This window comes from uncultured Rhodospira sp., from assembly GCF_937138205.1.
Lineage (GTDB): Bacteria > Pseudomonadota > Alphaproteobacteria > Rhodospirillales > Rhodospirillaceae > Rhodospira.
In genome coordinates this window covers 1-16,640 of record NZ_CAKZOT010000004.1, presented here as the reverse complement: position 1 = coordinate 16,640, position 16,640 = coordinate 1, and the positions used below count along the sequence as shown (strand labels likewise).

Here is a 16,640-nt window from a genome sequence, read left to right as displayed (position 1 = left end):
CGGGGGGTGACTCGCCATCATGCTGCTTCTGATCGATAACTACGACAGCTTCACCTACAACCTTTGGCACTTCCTGGGCGAACTTGGCCCGACGCTGGAGGTGCATCGCAACGACGCGATCACCGTGGACGATGCTCTCGCGCTGGAACCCCGCGCCATCGTCATCTCGCCGGGGCCGTGCGATCCCGACCGGGCCGGCATCTGCCTGGACCTGATTCGCGCCGCCGCCGGACGTGTGCCGGTCCTGGGCGTGTGCCTGGGGCACCAGTCCATCGGCCAGGCCATGGGCGGACGCGTGGTGCGCGCGCCCGAGCCGGTGCACGGCAAGACCGACCGAATCCACCACACCGGCACCGGCCTGTTCGCCGGCCTGGACAGCCCGTTCCAGGCGACCCGCTACCACTCGTTGGTGGTCGAGCGCGACAGCCTGCCCGAGTCGCTGGAGGTCACCGCCTGGACCGAGGACGGCCTGATCATGGGCCTGTCCCATACATCGCTGCCGCTGCACGGGGTGCAGTTCCATCCGGAGAGCATCGCCTCCGCCAACGGGCACGCGGTGCTGCGGAACTTCCTGACCCTGGCCGGGTTGACCGACCTGACGCCGCTGGCCGACCTGGACGCGCGGAGGACCGCCGCATGACGATCGCGTCTCCGTTGCGCACCCTGATGGGCCGCGTGGCCGACGGCCTGCCGCTGGACGAAGCCCAGGCCGAGACCGTCTTTGACCTGCTGATGGCCGGCGAGGCCACGCCCGCGCAGATGGGCGCCCTGCTGATGGGGCTGCGGGTCCGGGGCGAGACGGTGGAGGAGATCACCGGCGCCGCCCGCGCCATGCGGGCGAAGGCCACCAAGATCACCGCGCCCGAAAACGCCATGGACATCGTCGGCACCGGCGGCGATGCGGCCGGCACCTACAACGTGTCGACCGGCACCGCGCTGGTGGTCGCCGCCTGCGGGGTTCCCGTCGCCAAGCACGGCAACCGCGCCGCGTCGTCCAAATCCGGCTCGGCCGACGTGCTGGCGTCGCTCGGCCTCAACCTTGATGCCCCCATGCCGGTGGTCGAACGGGCCATCCAGGACGCCGGCATCGGCTTCATGTTCGCCCAGCGCCACCACAGCGCCATGAAGCACGTCGCCCCCGTGCGCGGCGAACTGGGCATTCGCACGATCTTCAACCTGCTCGGCCCGCTGTCCAACCCCGCCGGGGTGAAGCGCGAGTTGATGGGCGTGTTCTCCCTCGCCTGGATCGAGCCGCTGGCCCACGTGCTCGGTCGCCTGGGCCTGGAGCGGGCCTGGGTGGTGCACGGGGCCGACGGCCTCGACGAGGTGACGACCACCGACGTGACGCACGTGGCCGCGTGGGACGGGGAGCGGGTGCAGACCTTCACCGTCTCGCCGGAGGACGCCGGCCTGCCGCGCGCGCGCCCCGAGGACCTGAAGGGCGGCACCCCCGACGAAAACGCCGACGTCATCCGCGCCATGCTGGACGGTGCCACGGGACCCTACCGCGACATCGTCCTCATGAACGCCGCCGCGTCGCTGATCGTCGCCGGGCAGGTCCCCGACCTGAAAGCCGGTGCCGCGCGCGCCGCCGAGGCCATCGACAGCGGCGCGGCCCGCGCCGTCCTCGCCAAGCTGGTGGCCATCACGCACGAACCGCCGATCGAGGACACCGAGGCGTGAGCGACGTTCTGGAACGCATCTGCGCGCGCACGCGCGAGGACCTGGCCGCGCGCAAGGCGGCGACCCCGGACACCGCCCTGGAGGCCGAGGCGCGGTCCGCCCCGGCGGTTCGCCCGTTCGCCGAGGCGCTGACGGCCCGCGTTGAGGCTGGCGGGTTCGGCCTGATCTGCGAGATCAAGAAGGCGTCGCCGTCGGCCGGGCTGATCCGGCCCGACTTCGATCCACCGGCGCTGGCCCGGGCCTATGCGGCGGGGGGGGCCGCGTGCCTGTCGGTGCTGACCGACGCGCCGTTCTTCCAGGGCGATCCCGCCTTCCTGCGGGCGGCGCGAGCGGCCTGTTCGCTGCCGGTGCTGCGCAAGGACTTCATGGTCGACCCCTGGATGGTGACGGAGGCCCGCGCGATGGGCGCCGACGCCATCCTGATCATCATGGCCGCCGTGGACGACGTGCTGGCTGGGGAACTGGCCTCGGCCGCCGCCGACTGGGGCATGGACGCGCTGGTGGAGGTGCACGACGCGGCCGAGATGGAACGCGCGTTGGCCCTCCCCTGCCCGCTGATCGGCATCAACAACCGCAACCTCAAGACCCTGGTGACCGACCTGGCCACAACCGAGGCGCTGGCGCCGATGGTTCCCGCCGACCGCCACCTGGTGTGCGAAAGCGGCCTGAAGAGCCGCGCCGACCTGGAGCGCATGGCCGAAGCCGGCACCCGCCGGTTCCTGATCGGCGAGTCGTTCATGCGCCAGGAGGACGTGAGCGGTGCCGTGGCCGCGTTGCTGGAGGCGACGCCGGCCTGACCGGCCCCCTGGTCCGGATTGCGTCTGGTCCCGATTGCGTCCCGTCAATGACTCGCATTCGCGACCCCTGATATCCAACCCCTCTCGTTGGACTTTTTCGCGCTGACCCATCTCGCCAGCGCACCCGCACGGATGAGGGGTCGACCATGACACGGAACCGAATCGCCATTGCCCTGCTGGGCGCGATGACCGCCATCGCGGCGGCAACCGCTCCGGCCATTGCCCAAAACACCGGCGGCGCCCGCGTCGAGTTGCGCTGCGACCGCGCGGGCGAGCCCGTGGACCTGCGCACCTGCCTTGCCAACTCCGAGATTGAGATCAGCCGCGAGGGCGACAAGAGCGAGTACGCCGCCGACGACCTGGCCACGTTGGGCGACCCGTCCACGGGCGACCTGAGCCTGACCATGCCCCACAACTTCTCGGTCCGGGCCATGAACAGCAGCGACTCGGCGCGCCTGCACCTGTCCGTCACCACGCCGTCCGGGCGCACCGTGCACGAGGCCGAGGCCGGGCGTCACCAATATGTTCAGTTCTACCACTGCGGCCCGCAGGTCGAGTATACGTGCCGGGAGTACAACTACACTCCCGGCACGTCCAACTGATCTCCTGTTCTGGCCGGATCACGTGATCCGGGCCAGCAACTCCATGAGCGTACTGCGATCATTGTCGGACAAGGGCGCCAACGCCTGTCGAGACGCGCGCACGGCGTCGCCCTTCGACCGCTGCAACACGTCGCGCCCCTCTTCGGTCATCTCGATGACCGCCATGCGCCGGTCGTGTGGCGCCGCGCGCCGTTCGACCAGGCCGCGCGCCTCCAGCCGCCCGACGACGCCCTTGATGGTGGCCACGTCCATGGCCGTCAGGCGCCCCAGGCGATTCTGCGAGGTGGGGCCCACTTCCTCCAGTTTCGCCAGAACGGCGAACTGCATGGGTGTCAAATCCGCATCAATCAGATCCGAGAACAGGCTGAGATGCCGCTGGTGCGCCTTGCGCAGCAGAAAACCGACTTGCCTGTCCAATACGAAGAGTTCCGTCATCTGGGTACCGTCTCCCCTGACACGTGCGGCCACTGACCTACCGCCTTGAACCAACCGTCACACACCACGGTCGCTCGTTGGCTGACACCCTTCCAAATTCGCCGCTGGGTTTCGAAAGGGCACGAACAATATCGCGTCTTGGTTCGGCCGCTGCAAGCCTAAGATTGCGTTTTCGTGCTAACGATCTCGAAAATCAAAATGGCGAGACGGTCAATCACACCGCCAGGCACGCATCCCGGATGTCCGGCCGCGCGTCCAGATCGGCGAGGGTTCCCTCGAATCGGGTGCGTCCCTTCTCGATCACATAGGCCCGGTCGGTGAGCGAGCGGGCAAAGCGCGGGTTCTGCTCCGAGACCAGAATCGTGAGCCCCTCGGCCTTCATGGTGCCCAATGCCCGCGCCAATTGCTCGACCAGGCGCGGCGCCAGCCCCTCCGACGGTTCGTCGAGCAACACCAGCGACGGATGGCCCATCAACGTCCGCGCGATGGTCAGCATCTGCTGTTCGCCGCCGGACATCTGCCCGGCCCGCCGACGACGCAGCTCGGCCAGGTTCGGGAACAGGTCGAACAGCGCCTGCGGTGTCCAGCTTGGAGCGCCCGGGCGCGGCGGCTGGCGGCCGACGGCCAGATTCTCGTCCACCGTCAGGTCGGAGAACACGCGGCGGTCCTCCGGCACATAGCCGATCCCCAACCGGGCGATGCGGTGCGGCGGCAGGCCGGAGATCGACGCGCCGCCAAAGTGCACGTCGCCCCGCACGCCCGGGATCAACCCCATCACGGCGGCCAGCGTGGTGGTCTTGCCGGCCCCGTTGCGGCCGAGCAGCGTCACCACCTCGCCCGCGTCCACCCGCAGGTCGATGTCGAACAGAACCTGGGCGCGCCCGTACCAGGCGTTCAGTCCCCGGACGGCCAGCAACTCGCTCATGGCTCGGGCTCTCCGCTCGATTCGCCCAGATAGAGCGCGCGCACCCGCGCGTCCGCCCGCACCTCGGCGGGCGCGCCACTCGCCACCAGCCGGCCGCCATCCAACACGAGGACGCGGTCCGCGTGGCCAAAGACGACGTCCATGTCGTGTTCGGTGAACAGCACCGCCACGCCCCGGGCGCGGCTCACCCGCGCCGTCAGGTCCATGAGGTGCGTCCGCTCGCCCGGCGCCATGCCGGCGGTCGGCTCGTCCATCAGCAGAACGCGCGGGCCGTGCGCCAGCGCGATGGCCAGGTCGAGGCGCTTCAGGTCGCCGTAAGCCAATACGCCGGCCGCCCGCTCGGCCTGATCCGTCATGCCCACCATGGCCAGCAGCGACTCGGCTTCGTCCCGGTAGAGGCGATCGGCGCGGGGCCACGGTGACCACGCCCGCCCGTGATGCGACAGCAGCGCCGACTGGACGTTCTGCCGCACGGTCATGGAGCGGAATGTGGCGGTCACCTGGTACGTGCGGCCCACGCCCAGCCGCCAGACGCGGCGCGGCGGCAGGCCGGTGATGTCGCGCCCGAACAGCAGCACGCGGCCGGCGTCGGGCCGGATCTGGCCCCCCAGCATGTTGAACAGCGTGGTCTTGCCGGCTCCGTTCGGTCCGATCAGGGCCAGCACCTCGCCGGCGCCAAGGCTGAAGCCGACGTCGTCAACTGCCCGCACGCCGCCAAAGGCCTTGCGGAGATGCTCGGCCTCAAGCGCCCGTTCGGTCATGACCCCGCCCCACGCGGCCGGACCCAGCGGCGCCAGACGCCGACGATGCCCTCGGGGAACGCCAGCACCAGCACCACAATCACCGTGCCCAGGATCAGCTTCCAGACGTCGGTGGCGCTGCTCACCTCGATGGCCAACGCCTTGAACACGCCGGCGCCGACCAACGGCCCGGTCAACGTGCCCAGCCCGCCCAACAGCACCATCACCAGACCATCGACCGACAGCGGAATCCCCAGGACATCGGGGAACACGCTGCCTTTAAGACCCGCGTACAGCGTCCCGGCCAGGCCGGCGAAGCCACCGGCCAGGACGAAGCACAGCCATTGCAGCCCGCGCCGGTCGAGGCCGATGGACTCCGCCCGGCCCGGGCTGTCGCGGCAGGCCCGCACCGACTGCCCGAACGGCGAGAACACCAGATGGCGGATGGCGCCCACGGCGGCGGCGCACAACGTCAGGGTCAGCATGTAATAGACCGCCGGATCCGACGCCCAGCGGCCGGGCCAGACGCCGAGGATGCCGTTGTCGCCGCCCGTGACCTCGGTCCACTGAAAGACCACGGACCAGACGATCTGGGCGAAGGCCAGGGTCAGCATGGCCAGATAGACGCCCGACAGCCGCACACAGAACCAGCCGAACACCACGGCCCCGACCAGCGCCAGGGCCGGACCGGTCAACAGGCCCCATTCCATCGGCGCGCCGAAAAACCGGACCAGCAGTGCGGTGCCATACGCCCCGAGCCCGAAATAGGCCGCATGGCCGAACGAGACCATGCCGCCCACCCCCATCATCAGGTGCAGACTGGCGGCGAACAGGGCGAAGATCAGGATCTCGGTGGTGACCGTCAGCGTGTAGGCATCGGCGACCAGGGGCAGCGCCGCCAGCAGGGCCACCAGCGCCACCCCAAGCGCCCATCCGGCGCGCCCCATCGGCCGCCACGGCTCTTCCTGCACGCCGAGGCTGGCACGCGCGGCGGCCTCCGGCCGGCCCAACAGGCCGTGCGGGCGCAGCACCAGAACCACCGCCATCACCAGGAACAGAAGGACCATGCTGATCTTGGGAAACAGCAGGATGCCGAAGGCGTTCAGCTCCGCCACCAGCACCGACGCCAGGAAGGCGCCGGGCACGCTGCCCAGGCCGCCGATGACGACGATCACGAACGCTTCGACGATCACCTCCATATCCATGGCGTGGTGCACCGCCTCGCGGGGGATGCGCAACGCCCCGCCCAACGCCGCCAGAAAGACGCCCAGCATGAAAACGCCGGTGAACAGGCGCTTCTGGTTGACGCCGAGTGCGGCCACCATGGTCCGGTCCTCGGTCGCCGCGCGCACCAGAACGCCCCAGGGACTGCGCCGCAGGAACAGCCACAGCAGCCCCAGCACCGCCGGCCCCAGCACGATCAGAACCAGGTCATAGGCCGGAAACGGATGCCCGAGGATGGTGACGGCGCCCTCCAACCCGGGCGCGCGCGGGCCGAGCAGGTCCTGCGGCCCCCAGATCATCTTGACCGCGTCCTCGGTCATCAGCGCCAGGCCAAAGGTGGCCAGCAGCGGGAACAGCTCCGGCGCGTCATAGATGCGGCGCAGAACGACGATCTCGACCACGGCGCCGATCACGGCCACCACCGCCGCCGCCGCCACCACGCCGCCCCAGAAGCCGAGCGGGCCGCTCCACATCGTCGTCAGGGTGTACGCCATGTACGCGCCCAGCATGAAGAACGAGCCGTGCGCGAAGTTCACGATGCGCGTGACACCAAAGATGATGGACAGGCCGCTGGCCAGCAGGAACAGCGACGACGCGCTGGCCAGCCCGGTCAGGGCCTGGATCACGAAGAAGTCCATGCGGCCAGCCCCTCGGGCGCCGAGACCCTATTCCGGCCGCAGCGCCCTCGCCTCCTCTTCCGACGGCAGCACCTCGGCGCCGTCGACATACTCGAAGTCCACCATCACGCCCCGTCCGTCGCGCACCGCCAGGCGCCCGACATAGGCGCCCATGGTGGACTGGTGATCGGCGGCGCGGAAGGTGATGGTGTCGAACGGCATCTTCACCTCGATGCCCTCGGCCGCCGCGATCAACGCCTCGGTCTCGGTCGAGCCGGCCTTGTCGATGATCGCCGCCACCGCCTTCAGGGCCGTGTAGCCGACCACGGAGCCCAGGCGCGGATAATCGTCCCAGCGATCCCGATAAGCCGCCAGGAACGCATCGTGCGCGGGCGTGTCGATGGCCGACCAGGGATAGCCGGTAACGATCCAGCCCTCGGGCGTCTCGGCGCCCAGGGTGTCGAGGTATTCCGGCTCGCCGGTGATCAGGCTGACCACCGGGCGGTCCTGGAACAGGCCGCGCGTGTTGCCCTCGCGCACGAACTTGGTCAGGTCCGGCCCGAAAGTGACGTTGAAGATCGCCTCCGGCTCGGCCCGCAGCAACGCCTGCACCGTCGCCCCGGCGTCGATCTTGCCCAGCGGCGGCCACTGCTCGTCCACCCACTCGATATCCGGGCGCAACTCGGCCATGGCCTCCTTGAAGGCCGCCACGGCCGACGTGCCGTACTCATAGTTCGGCGCGATCGCCGCCCAGCGCGTGGCATCCAGCGTCGCCGCTTCCTCCGCCAGCATGTTGGCCTGCATCGACGTGCTGGGCCGCAGCCGGAAGGTGACATCGTTGCCCTTCGACCAGACGATGGCGTCGGTCAGCGGCTCGGCGGCCATGAAGAAGATACCGCGCTGGCTGGCGAAGTCGGACACGGCCAGGCCGATGTGCGAGAAGAAGGTGCCCATCAGCAGGTCCACGCCCTCGGCCCTGACCAGCTCGTTGGCGGCGGTCACGGCGTCGCCCGGGTTGCCACCGTCGTCGCGGTCGATCACCTCCAGCGGCCGGCCCATGACGCCACCGGCGGCGTTGACCTCCTCCAGGGCCATCATCCAGCCCTTGCGGTAGGGCTCGGTGAACGACGGCAGGCGGGAATAGCTGTTGATCTCGCCGATGCGGATCGGCTCCTGCGCGGACGCGCCGAAGACCGGCAGCCCCCCGACAACCGCCAGGGTGACACCGGCCGCGATCCCCGAAAGCCAACGCCGGCTGATGCGGCCTGTCCGAACCATGATGACCTCTCCCGTGTTCGATGGATGACCGCCTGAGTGCGGCGGAAAGCCACGGCGCCCCCGCAATGAGGCAACACCGTGTCCCGCGTTTCGTTTGATCCTTGCGTCGTGACGACGCCGGGGCGGTCCGTGTTCGGGCCGACTTGACCGAATTGGCGGCGACGGTGCAAGACCCTATTTGACGGGGGCTCAAAAACCCGAGCGCACCGCTCCCCGTTTTGAACCGTTCAAGCCAAGGCCAGCAGGTGTGACACGCACCGGCGGCAGTCGCTGGACCCGAACCCCGGCACGGGCACGGAGACGGGCAGATGCGCCATGGCCTCGGCGATCAGCGCGCATTCCGTCGCCGCCGGCCGCACCAGAGCCCAGGCGGACACGTCCGGCGCCGTGGTCAGCCAGTCGATGTGCCAGTGCCGCGCCTTGTCCGGCCGCATGTGCCGGCGCAAACGGGCGCGCAGCCCGCCGGGTCCCCGCGCGCTGCCGGCATAGACATACCAGCCGGGGGTCAGGGGCGGCACCGCCAGACGCGGCGGCAGCGGCACCGGAGCCGGCACCCACAACGCCAGCAGATAGGCCCCGGGCGCCGACGGCGCCACCCCCTCGATGTCGTCGGCCGTCACCCACGGCCCGCCGAGGCGACAGCATACATCGGGCACCGAGGCGGGCTTGCCATCGCCGACCGCTCCGGTCATGGTGCCGCCCCCGCCTGCTTCATCCGATGAGAGTTGCGTCATGGAATACCGCCCGCTCGGCCGCTCCGGCCTGTCGGTCAGCCTCATCTGCCTGGGCACGATGACCTGGGGCCAACAGAACACCGAGGCCGAGGCCCACGCCCAGATGGACTACGCCCTCGACCACGGCGTCAATTTCTTCGACACAGCCGAACTCTATCCGGTGCCGCCGACGCCGGAGACGCAGGGGCGCACCGAGGACTCCATCGGCTCGTGGTTCGCCGCCCGGGGCACGCGCGACAAGGTGATCCTGGCCAGCAAGGTCGTCGGCCCCACCGCGCAGCCGCAGTTCCGGGGCGGCGCGGCACGGCTGGACCGCGCCAACATCCGCCAAGCGGTGGAGCGCTCGTTGCGGCGCCTGCGCACCGACTGGATCGACGTCTACTACGTCCACTGGCCGGAACGGGCCACCAATTTCTTCGGCCGCCTCGGCTACACCCACGACACCGAGCGCGACGCCCAGGCCGTCAGCATCGCCGAGACCCTGGAGGCGCTGGACGAACAGGTCCGCGCCGGGACCATCCGCCACATCGGCCTTTCCAACGAAAGCGCCTGGGGCCTGATGCACTACCTGCGCCTGGCCGAGGAGCGCGGATGGCCGCGCCCGGCCTGCATCCAGAACCCCTACAGCCTGCTGAACCGGTCGTTCGAGGCCGGCCTGGCCGAGGCGGCGATCCGCGAGGCGGTGCCCCTGTGCGCCTACTCGCCGCTGGCCATGGGGACCCTCTCGGGCAAGTACCTGCACGGCGGCAAGCCCGAAGGGGCGCGCCTGACCGTCTACGAGGGCACCTACATGCGCTACCTCACCGCGCAGGGCGTGGCGGCAACGGAGGAGTACGTGGCGCTGGCGCGGGACCACGGGTTGGACCCGGCGCAAATGGCGTTGGCCTATGTGAACAGCCGGCCGTTCCTGGCCAGCACGATCATCGGCGCCACCACGGTCGATCAGCTGGCCGCCAATATCGCCAGCGCGGATCTCACGCTGCCCGACACGGTCCTTGAGGGCATCGAGGCCATCCACGCCCGTTTCACCTATCCTTGCCCCTAAACCTTCGCACCCGCGCCGACCCGCCACGGCGGCAGGGACACCGCCACCGTCGTCCCGGCCTGCGGATGGCTGGCGATGGTCAGGGTGCCGCCGTGCGCCTCGACCAGCGCCCGAGCCAGGGGCAGCCCCAGGCCGGTTCCTCCCTCGGCGCGGGCAAAGACGTTCTGGACCTGCCCGAACGGTGACAGAGCCACCTGTACGTCGGCCGCGCTCATGCCGACACCGGTATCGGTCACCGACGCGACGACGCCCCCGTCGGTCGACAGGCTGGCCGACACGGTGACGGTTCCACCGCGCGGCGTGAACTTGATGGCATTGGACAGCAGGTTGCCGAGAACCTGGCGCATCCGCGCCGCGTCGCATCGCACCGGCGGCAGGTCGGCGGGCACCTGGTTTCGCACCGCAATCTCTTTCTCGGCGGCCCGGGCGAGAAGGTCCCGCAGGCAGGTGGCGACCAACGCATTCAGGGCCTGTGGGGCCTCGTCCAGGCGCAGCTCCCCGGCCTCCACCACGCTCACGTCGAGGATGTCGCTGATCAGGTCCAGCAGGTGCGTGCCCGCCTGAAGAATGCCGCTGACGTACTCCCGGTAGGGTCCGGCGCCGAGCGGGCCGTGCAGTTCCCGCAACAGAATCTCGGAAAACCCGTTGATGGCGTTCAGGGGGGTGCGCAGTTCATGGCTCATATTGGCCAGGAACGACCGCTTGGCACGGTTGGCATAGTCGACATCCTGCCGCGAGGCCGCGGCCCGGTCGCACAGGAACAGGGCCACCGCTTGCGCCTCTTCCAGGGAGCGCGGCACCGCCATGTGCACTTGAACCGACACGGCCCCGCCGTCCTCCGTCTCGACGACGCCCTCGGCCTCGAACACCGGCGTCCCCTCCCAGAGCGCGTCAAGCAGGCCGCGCACCGCCCGGGCATTCGCGGAGCGATCCAGAAACCGGCGCGAAACCCGGTTGGGATCGCCGTCCGCGCCGCCGCCCATGATGGCCCGCGCGCGGGCATTCACCATGACGCATCGGACCCGGCCGGAAAGGTCCGCCAGTTGGTCCGGGTTGTTTTCGAGGGAGGCGCCCAGGTTGGCGACACCTTGCGCGCGAAGCCCCTCCAGCCGGCGCCAGACGTCGGTCAGATCCTGAACGAGCACGGCCACGGGAGCCGTCTCGACCAGACGCTCCAGGCTGTGCGGTGCCAACGGATCAAGGAGGGGCATGGGCACGACACCCTTCGATGCACGCAGAACGCCCCCAACCTGTGACACCGGCCGACACCTCAGGGGCCGCAAAGGCTCAGGAAAGACTGCCCTTGAACGCGGTTACCAATCGAATAGTCCGGCCCGACACCCGGACGACAAAGTAACAATAGGGTTGCTGCCCCCACGCCCGACCGACTACGCCCAGTGCAGGAGTGTATGACACCCGCGCCTGCCTCTCCAACGAAAAAATCAACGCCAGATGGGCGAACGGCACCGGCGCGCCAGGACAGGCCACCAGAAATACTGGACAACACTTGACTTGTATTTCAACCAAAACGTTCCTGTCCGGGTGCCGGCAAGGACGGGACCCAACACCGCCTTGGTCGCGACGCCGCGTTGGCCGAGCCGAAACGCGTCACGACGCGAGGCTTGGGCCTTTCTATCGATGGCGCCTCGTCGCGACCGCTGAATCATGCGACGCTGCAGGGTCGCGGTGGTGGCTGTCCTGAGCACGATGGCGGGCGCCACGGGAGATCCTGGATGTCCGAAGGGACGGTTCATGTTTCAAGTGTTGGCCGGCGTCTGGGCTCTTCTGCTCGGTGTCGTGTTGATCATGCTGGGCAACGGGATGCACTTCACCTTGATCGGCCTGCGCGGCGGGATCGAGGGGTTTTCGGCCGCCGAACTGGCCATCGTCACGTCGGGATATTTCGTGGGCTTCCTGTCGGGTGCCCGTCTGAGCCCGGCGCTGATCCGGCGCGTGGGACATGTGCGCGTCTTCGCGGCGCTGGGCAGCTTCATGTCGGCCGGCCTGATCGCGTTCACGTTGCTGACCGAACCGTGGGCCTGGACGCTGCTGCGGATCCTGGTGGGATTCTGCATGTCCGGCATCTATGTCACCGCCGAAAGCTGGTTGAACAATGCCGCCACCAACGAGACGCGCGGCAAGGTCCTGTCGGCCTACATGATCGCGCAGACGCTGGGGATCATCGGGGCGCAGGGGCTGTTGACGCTGGGCGACGCGGGGACCGCCGCGCTGTTCATCGGCGCCTCGATCCTGGTGTCGATCTCGTTCGCGCCGATTCTATTGACCGTCGCCCGGGTGCCGGCGGTCGAGGTCGCGCGGCCGATGTCCTTGCGCAAGCTGTATTCCGGTTCGCCGCTCGGGACCGTGGGCATTTTTCTGCTGGGCGCCGTCTACGCGACCCAATCGGGTATGGGCGCGGTGTTCGGCACCCAGATCGGGCTGTCGGCGGATCGGATCGCGCTGTTCGTCGCGATGCTGTTCGCCGGGGCGTTGGTGCTGCAATACCCCATCGGATGGCTGTCCGATCGCATGGACCGGCGCACCCTGATCTTCGGGGCGGCGGTCATGGGGGCCGCATCCTGCGCGCTGGGCTGGATGAACATCGGCGGCCTGTGGTCGATGATGGCGGCCGCGTTCCTGGCCGGCGGGGTGACGACGCCGCTGTATGCCCTGCTGCTCGCCTACACCAACGATTTTCTGTCGGCCGAGGACATGCCGGCCGCGTCCGGCGGGCTGGTGTTCACCTTCGGACTGGGCGCCATCGCCGGGCCGCTGCTGACCGGCTGGGCGATGCAAGGGCTGGGGCCGTTCGCGTTCTGGCTGGTGCTGGGCGCGACGTTCGGGGTCACGGCGTTGTACGCGCTCTATCGCATGACCCAGCGGGCGACGCCGTCCGTCGACGAAACCGAGAGCTACCTGGGCGTGCTGCCCACCGCCTCGCCCGTGGCGGTCGAGGCGGCCGGCGTCTGGGCCGTCGAACAGGCCGAGGCCGCCCGCGAGGAGGCGGAGGAGGAGGCATCGGCGGAGGCGGAAGCGGAGAAGTCGGCAGCCTCGTAGCGTGTATTTGAAGGCCGCCCGGCGGCCGTCAGCGCACCGTCGGGCTTGGAGGTGTCACCACGGAGACACAGAGATCACAGAGCGCGCGGCGTTCATCCGCCCGGGCACCATGACCCGGCGGCGACACCAGGATTTCCGTGGTGGAAACCCGACGGCAGGAGTCCGGCCGCCCGGCCGGGTACGGACCGCTCCGTGTCCTTCGTGTCTCTGTGGTGATCTTTCCCGTCAGAGTCGCAGGTGTCACCACAGAGACACGGAGATCACAGAGCGCGCGCCGTTCATCCGCCCGGGCACCATGACCCGGCGGCAACGTCCGAAGATCCCTGGTGAAACCCTCTCGGCAGGAGTCCGGCGGCCCGGCCGGGTGCGGACCGCTCTGTGTCCTTTGTGTCTCCGTGGTGATCTTTTCCGCCAGGGCGGCGGGAGTCACCACAGAGCCACTACGACCACGCTCCCGCCCTACACCGCCGGCTCACGCGTGTTGCGGAAGCGCAGCTTGGGGTGTTCCTCCGCCGCCTTATCCAGGTGCCAGGCGTTGCGGGCCATGAACACCGGGGCGCCGTCGTGGTCCTCGGCGACCGCCGACTGGTTGGCGTCCAGGAAGGCCTTGACCAGGCGAGGATCGTCGCCTTCCACCCAGCGCACCGCGTACACGGGCGTGGATTCGAAAACCACCGGCACGTCGTATTCCGTGCGGATGCGGTCGGCCATGACGTCGAACTGCAGCGCGCCCACCACGCCGACGATCCAGTCAGCGCCCAGCATGGGCTTGAACACGCTGGCGACACCCTCTTCCGCGAGTTGTTGCAGCGCCTTGCCCAGGTGCTTGCTCTTGAGCGGGTCCTTGGGCCGCGCCTTCTGCAACATCTCCGGCGCGAAGGCGGGAATGCCGGTGAAGCGCAACGCCTCGCCCTCGGTCAGGGCGTCGCCGATGCGCAGGTTGCCGTGGTTGGGCACGCCGATGATGTCGCCGGCGTGAGCCTCTTCCGCCACCTCGCGGTCCTGGGCCAGGAAGAGCACCGGATTGTGCATGACCATGGCCTTGCCGCTGCGCACATGGGTCAGCTTCATGCCGCGCTTGAAGTGGCCCGAGCACAGCCGCACGAAGGCGATGCGGTCGCGGTGCTTGGGGTCCATGTTGGCCTGGATCTTGAAGACGAAGCCGGAGACCTTGCGCTCGTCCGGCGCCACGGCGCGGTCGGCAGTGGGCTGGGCGCGCGGCGGCGGGGCGATGGACGCCAGCCCCTCCAGCAACTCTCGCACGCCGAACGTATTGATGGCCGAGCCGAAGAATACCGGCGTCATGTGGCCCTCGCGATACGCCTGCAGCGAAAAGTCAGGGCACAGACCGCGCGCCATCTCGACCTCCTCGCGCAGGGTGTCGGCGACGCCGGGCGGCAGCATGGCGTCCAGCTTGGGGTCGTCCAGCCCGGAGCAGGACTCGCCTTCGTGCGGCAGCCCGCCCTTGTTGCCCTTCTCCAGCAACACCAAGCGATCCCGGAACAGGTCGTAACAGCCCTTGAACGCCTTGCCCATGCCGATGGGCCAACTCGCCGGGGTCACGTCCAGCGCCAGCGCCTGTTCGATCTCGTCCAGGATCTCGAAGGAATCCCGCGCCTCGCGGTCCATCTTGTTGACGAAGGTGACGATGGGCACGTCGCGCAGGCGGCACACCTCGAACAGCTTGCGGGTCTGCGCCTCGATGCCCTTGGCGGCGTCGATGACCATCACCGCCGAGTCCACGGCGGTCAGCGTGCGGTAGGTGTCCTCGCTGAAGTCTTCGTGGCCCGGGGTGTCGAGAAGGTTGAAGACGCAGCCACCGTACTCGTAGGTCATGACCGACGAGGCCACCGAGATGCCGCGCTCGCGTTCCACCTTCATCCAGTCGGAATGTGCCCGCCGGGCCTCGCCGCGCGCCTTGACCGCGCCGGCCAGCTGGATCGCGCCCCCGAACAGCAGCAGCTTTTCGGTCAGCGTGGTCTTACCGGCGTCCGGGTGGCTGATGATGGCGAAGGTGCGCCGGCGCGCGATGGTGTCGTCGGCGGGCGCCGCGTCGAGGGGGACGGCGGTCTGCGTCATGGGCGGGAGACCCGTGTCTGAATGAAAAAGGCGCCGGACTGTGCGACGTCCGCCCCCTGAACGCGAGTCCTTTTTCCAGCCGCTCCCATGGAATGACCAGCGGGTGCAGAGATTGGGAGCGGTCCAGTGGGTCGCTCCATTGCCAGCCGCGTTGCCAATCGTCCTGGTCCGTTGCGGCACCAACACCAATGCCTTATGATGTGAGGGTCAGGTGAGGACACCCTGCCGATGAATAAGATTGCGACGAGCCGATATAAGTTCAATGCAACGCCTCGGATGTCGGCGAACCAGATTGCCGAGTATTGTTTGGCATCGCCCACACGCAGACAGGCAATCCTAAAGAATGCGAAGTATCCGCCTGCGCTTGTCGTGAATCGCTATTCCGTTCTTAGGCGCATCATCGTCGAGTACCTTTCCAATGATGATCGCCCAGCCTCACTTTTGGAGGATGCCCGTATTCGCTTTTTGCGGGACGCCGAGGCCGCCTCAAGCAACTATCTCAAAGATCAGGCCACCTCCTGCCTGGAGGCTCTGTCAGCATTTCGGACGCTGGCCGGTTCGTCTTTCATTCGCGAAACGAGGTTCCGAGAGGTCGAAGCCGTCCGGACGCCCCTCATGATTCATGGCGTCGATGTGAGCGTCAAACTGGACGCCCTGACAAGCGTGGCCGACGCCAGTGCCGTGGGGGGTGCCATCCTGCAGATCTCCAAGACCCTCTCGTCGCAGCTTTGGCGCGAGGACCACGGCAAGACCGTGGCATCCCTCGTGCACTCTTACCTTACGGCGAACGCGCCCCAGGGCACGATTGACCATCGACTTTGTTTAGCGATCGATGTCTTCGGTCAATCGGTCGTTCGGGCACCCGGCGGCTTCAAACGGCGACAGAAGGACATCGAGGCCGCCTGTCGAGAGATCGGTGCTCTGTGGACTCGGGTGCCGACACCTCCGGGGTTTGAAGGCTGGGACGACGGAGCCGCGACGGGCGATGCATGACGCTCTGTATCAAGAAATCGGGCGCATTGCAGCATCTTGGGTGGCGATCGAGGACATGATTGATGAGTTGTTGAGTCATTATATCGGAGTGGATCGACACGTCACCGCAATCGTGATCGAGGGAATGCGTGGGATAGACAAGGAAGCCGTTCTACGGCGACTTACAAGTAAGAAAGAAAGTGACCCCATTATACTACGGGAAATCGAGAACTCTCTCAGAGCCTGCGGTCTCATACGCCAGTATCGCAATGCCATACTGCATCGCGGCATTCCGGGCACCGCGAGCGACTATGGGCTTTTTGTATCGTGGATTGGTGCCGTCAGGGCAGCGATTGACGAATTCTGTCACTACTTTAGCGAGCTGGTCGCCGTTGTCAGCGAGGCCCTCACACTGCGGGCCATGGTCGCGGATTCCGAAGATCTCGACGGGA

16 protein-coding genes are annotated in these 16,640 nt (G+C 68.2%); 8 read left to right on the top strand and 8 right to left on the bottom strand.

All coding sequences use genetic code 11. The annotated features are described in order from the left end of the window. Positions 1-19 precede the first annotated feature (19 nt). The 4 genes from Q0309_RS00780 to Q0309_RS00765 all read left to right on the top strand — a co-directional run bounded on the left by Q0309_RS00780 (position 20) and on the right by Q0309_RS00765 (position 3,082). Positions 20-640 carry an aminodeoxychorismate/anthranilate synthase component II gene (locus Q0309_RS00780; RefSeq protein WP_299436267.1) on the top strand — a complete coding sequence of 207 codons (621 nt, stop codon included), beginning with the start codon at positions 20-22 and terminating at the stop codon, positions 638-640. After that, complete coding sequence (gene trpD / locus Q0309_RS00775; protein ID WP_299436264.1) at positions 637-1,683, top strand: anthranilate phosphoribosyltransferase; 1,047 nt, start codon at positions 637-639, stop codon at positions 1,681-1,683. Before Q0309_RS00780 ends, trpD begins: the two co-directional genes overlap by 4 nt. Further along, the gene (gene trpC / locus Q0309_RS00770) at positions 1,680-2,480 is read left to right on the top strand and encodes an indole-3-glycerol phosphate synthase TrpC (protein ID WP_299436261.1); all 801 of its coding nucleotides are present in this window, start codon (positions 1,680-1,682) and stop codon (positions 2,478-2,480) included. The genes trpD and trpC overlap by 4 nt, the downstream gene beginning before the upstream one ends. Positions 2,481-2,626: 146 nt before the next feature. Further along, entirely contained in the window at positions 2,627-3,082 is a 456-nt protein-coding gene (locus tag Q0309_RS00765; protein ID WP_299436258.1) for a hypothetical protein, read from the top strand. Positions 3,083-3,100: 18 nt separating this feature from the next. Here the strand turns inward: Q0309_RS00765 and Q0309_RS00760 are convergent, their stop codons facing one another. The 6 genes from Q0309_RS00760 to Q0309_RS00735 all read right to left on the bottom strand — a co-directional run bounded on the left by Q0309_RS00760 (position 3,101) and on the right by Q0309_RS00735 (position 8,993). Then, entirely contained in the window at positions 3,101-3,517 is a 417-nt protein-coding gene (locus Q0309_RS00760) for a MarR family transcriptional regulator (RefSeq protein WP_299436255.1), read from the bottom strand. A 214-nt stretch (positions 3,518-3,731) separates the two neighbouring features. Further along, positions 3,732-4,442: an ABC transporter ATP-binding protein gene (locus Q0309_RS00755; protein ID WP_299436252.1), complete on the bottom strand. Its 711-nt coding sequence runs from the start codon at positions 4,440-4,442 to the stop codon at positions 3,732-3,734. Next, positions 4,439-5,203: an ABC transporter ATP-binding protein gene (locus Q0309_RS00750; protein WP_299436249.1), complete on the bottom strand. Its 765-nt coding sequence runs from the start codon at positions 5,201-5,203 to the stop codon at positions 4,439-4,441. Before Q0309_RS00750 ends, Q0309_RS00755 begins: the two co-directional genes overlap by 4 nt. Beyond that, positions 5,200-7,044, bottom strand: a complete 1,845-nt coding sequence (locus tag Q0309_RS00745) for an ABC transporter permease (protein WP_299436246.1) — start codon at positions 7,042-7,044, stop codon at positions 5,200-5,202. The genes Q0309_RS00750 and Q0309_RS00745 overlap by 4 nt, the downstream gene beginning before the upstream one ends. Before the next feature lie 27 nt (positions 7,045-7,071). Next, entirely contained in the window at positions 7,072-8,301 is a 1,230-nt protein-coding gene (locus Q0309_RS00740) for an ABC transporter substrate-binding protein (protein WP_299436243.1), read from the bottom strand. 227 nt (positions 8,302-8,528) lie between these two features. After that, positions 8,529-8,993, bottom strand: coding sequence for a DUF123 domain-containing protein (locus Q0309_RS00735; protein ID WP_299436240.1), 465 nt, complete (start codon positions 8,991-8,993; stop codon positions 8,529-8,531). Positions 8,994-9,033: 40 nt separating this feature from the next. Between Q0309_RS00735 and Q0309_RS00730 the strand changes: the two genes are divergently transcribed. Beyond that, entirely contained in the window at positions 9,034-10,080 is a 1,047-nt protein-coding gene (locus Q0309_RS00730; RefSeq protein WP_299436237.1) for an NADP(H)-dependent aldo-keto reductase, read from the top strand. On the opposite strand, the gene Q0309_RS00725 is transcribed toward Q0309_RS00730, so the two are convergent. After that, positions 10,077-11,291, bottom strand: coding sequence for an ATP-binding protein (locus tag Q0309_RS00725; RefSeq protein WP_299436234.1), 1,215 nt, complete (start codon positions 11,289-11,291; stop codon positions 10,077-10,079). The two genes, Q0309_RS00730 and Q0309_RS00725, sit on opposite strands and share 4 nt — an antisense overlap. Before the next feature lie 541 nt (positions 11,292-11,832). Here Q0309_RS00725 and Q0309_RS00720 point away from each other — a divergent pair. After that, on the top strand, positions 11,833-13,137 hold the full coding sequence (locus tag Q0309_RS00720) for an MFS transporter (RefSeq protein WP_299436231.1): 1,305 nt from the start codon (positions 11,833-11,835) through the stop codon (positions 13,135-13,137). Between the two features lie 459 nt (positions 13,138-13,596). Here Q0309_RS00720 and Q0309_RS00715 read toward each other — a convergent pair whose 3' ends face one another. Beyond that, positions 13,597-15,216 (bottom strand): peptide chain release factor 3, encoded by a 1,620-nt coding sequence (locus tag Q0309_RS00715; RefSeq protein WP_299436228.1) that lies wholly within the window; start codon positions 15,214-15,216, stop codon positions 13,597-13,599. Positions 15,217-15,444: 228 nt separating this feature from the next. On the opposite strand from Q0309_RS00715, the gene Q0309_RS00710 reads away from it, so the two are divergent. Together Q0309_RS00710 and Q0309_RS00705 are read left to right on the top strand one after the other, a co-directional pair. Next, on the top strand, positions 15,445-16,209 hold the full coding sequence (locus Q0309_RS00710; protein WP_299436225.1) for a hypothetical protein: 765 nt from the start codon (positions 15,445-15,447) through the stop codon (positions 16,207-16,209). Next, positions 16,202-16,640, top strand: a 439-nt coding sequence (locus Q0309_RS00705; RefSeq protein WP_299436222.1) for a hypothetical protein, incomplete at its 3' end; no start/stop codon positions are given. The genes Q0309_RS00710 and Q0309_RS00705, both read left to right, overlap by 8 nt.

Excerpts from the sequence above, each read along its gene's own strand:
- Q0309_RS00720 (WP_299436231.1), top strand. The coding sequence starts at position 11,833 with ATGTTTCAAGTGTTGGCCGGCGTCTGGGCTCTTCTGCTCGGTGTCGTG.
- Q0309_RS00725 (WP_299436234.1), bottom strand. The coding sequence starts at position 11,291 with ATGCCCCTCCTTGATCCGTTGGCACCGCACAGCCTGGAGCGTCTGGTC.
- Q0309_RS00780 (WP_299436267.1), top strand. The coding sequence starts at position 20 with ATGCTGCTTCTGATCGATAACTACGACAGCTTCACCTACAACCTTTGG.
- Q0309_RS00730 (WP_299436237.1), top strand. The coding sequence starts at position 9,034 with ATGGAATACCGCCCGCTCGGCCGCTCCGGCCTGTCGGTCAGCCTCATC.
- Q0309_RS00760 (WP_299436255.1), bottom strand. The coding sequence starts at position 3,517 with ATGACGGAACTCTTCGTATTGGACAGGCAAGTCGGTTTTCTGCTGCGC.
- Q0309_RS00765 (WP_299436258.1), top strand. The coding sequence starts at position 2,627 with ATGACACGGAACCGAATCGCCATTGCCCTGCTGGGCGCGATGACCGCC.
- Q0309_RS00740 (WP_299436243.1), bottom strand. The coding sequence starts at position 8,301 with ATGGTTCGGACAGGCCGCATCAGCCGGCGTTGGCTTTCGGGGATCGCG.
- Q0309_RS00710 (WP_299436225.1), top strand. The coding sequence starts at position 15,445 with ATGAATAAGATTGCGACGAGCCGATATAAGTTCAATGCAACGCCTCGG.
- Q0309_RS00750 (WP_299436249.1), bottom strand. The coding sequence starts at position 5,203 with ATGACCGAACGGGCGCTTGAGGCCGAGCATCTCCGCAAGGCCTTTGGC.
- trpD (WP_299436264.1), top strand. The coding sequence starts at position 637 with ATGACGATCGCGTCTCCGTTGCGCACCCTGATGGGCCGCGTGGCCGAC.
- Q0309_RS00755 (WP_299436252.1), bottom strand. The coding sequence starts at position 4,442 with ATGAGCGAGTTGCTGGCCGTCCGGGGACTGAACGCCTGGTACGGGCGC.
- Q0309_RS00745 (WP_299436246.1), bottom strand. The coding sequence starts at position 7,044 with ATGGACTTCTTCGTGATCCAGGCCCTGACCGGGCTGGCCAGCGCGTCG.
- Q0309_RS00735 (WP_299436240.1), bottom strand. The coding sequence starts at position 8,993 with ATGACCGGAGCGGTCGGCGATGGCAAGCCCGCCTCGGTGCCCGATGTA.
- Q0309_RS00715 (WP_299436228.1), bottom strand. The coding sequence starts at position 15,216 with ATGACGCAGACCGCCGTCCCCCTCGACGCGGCGCCCGCCGACGACACC.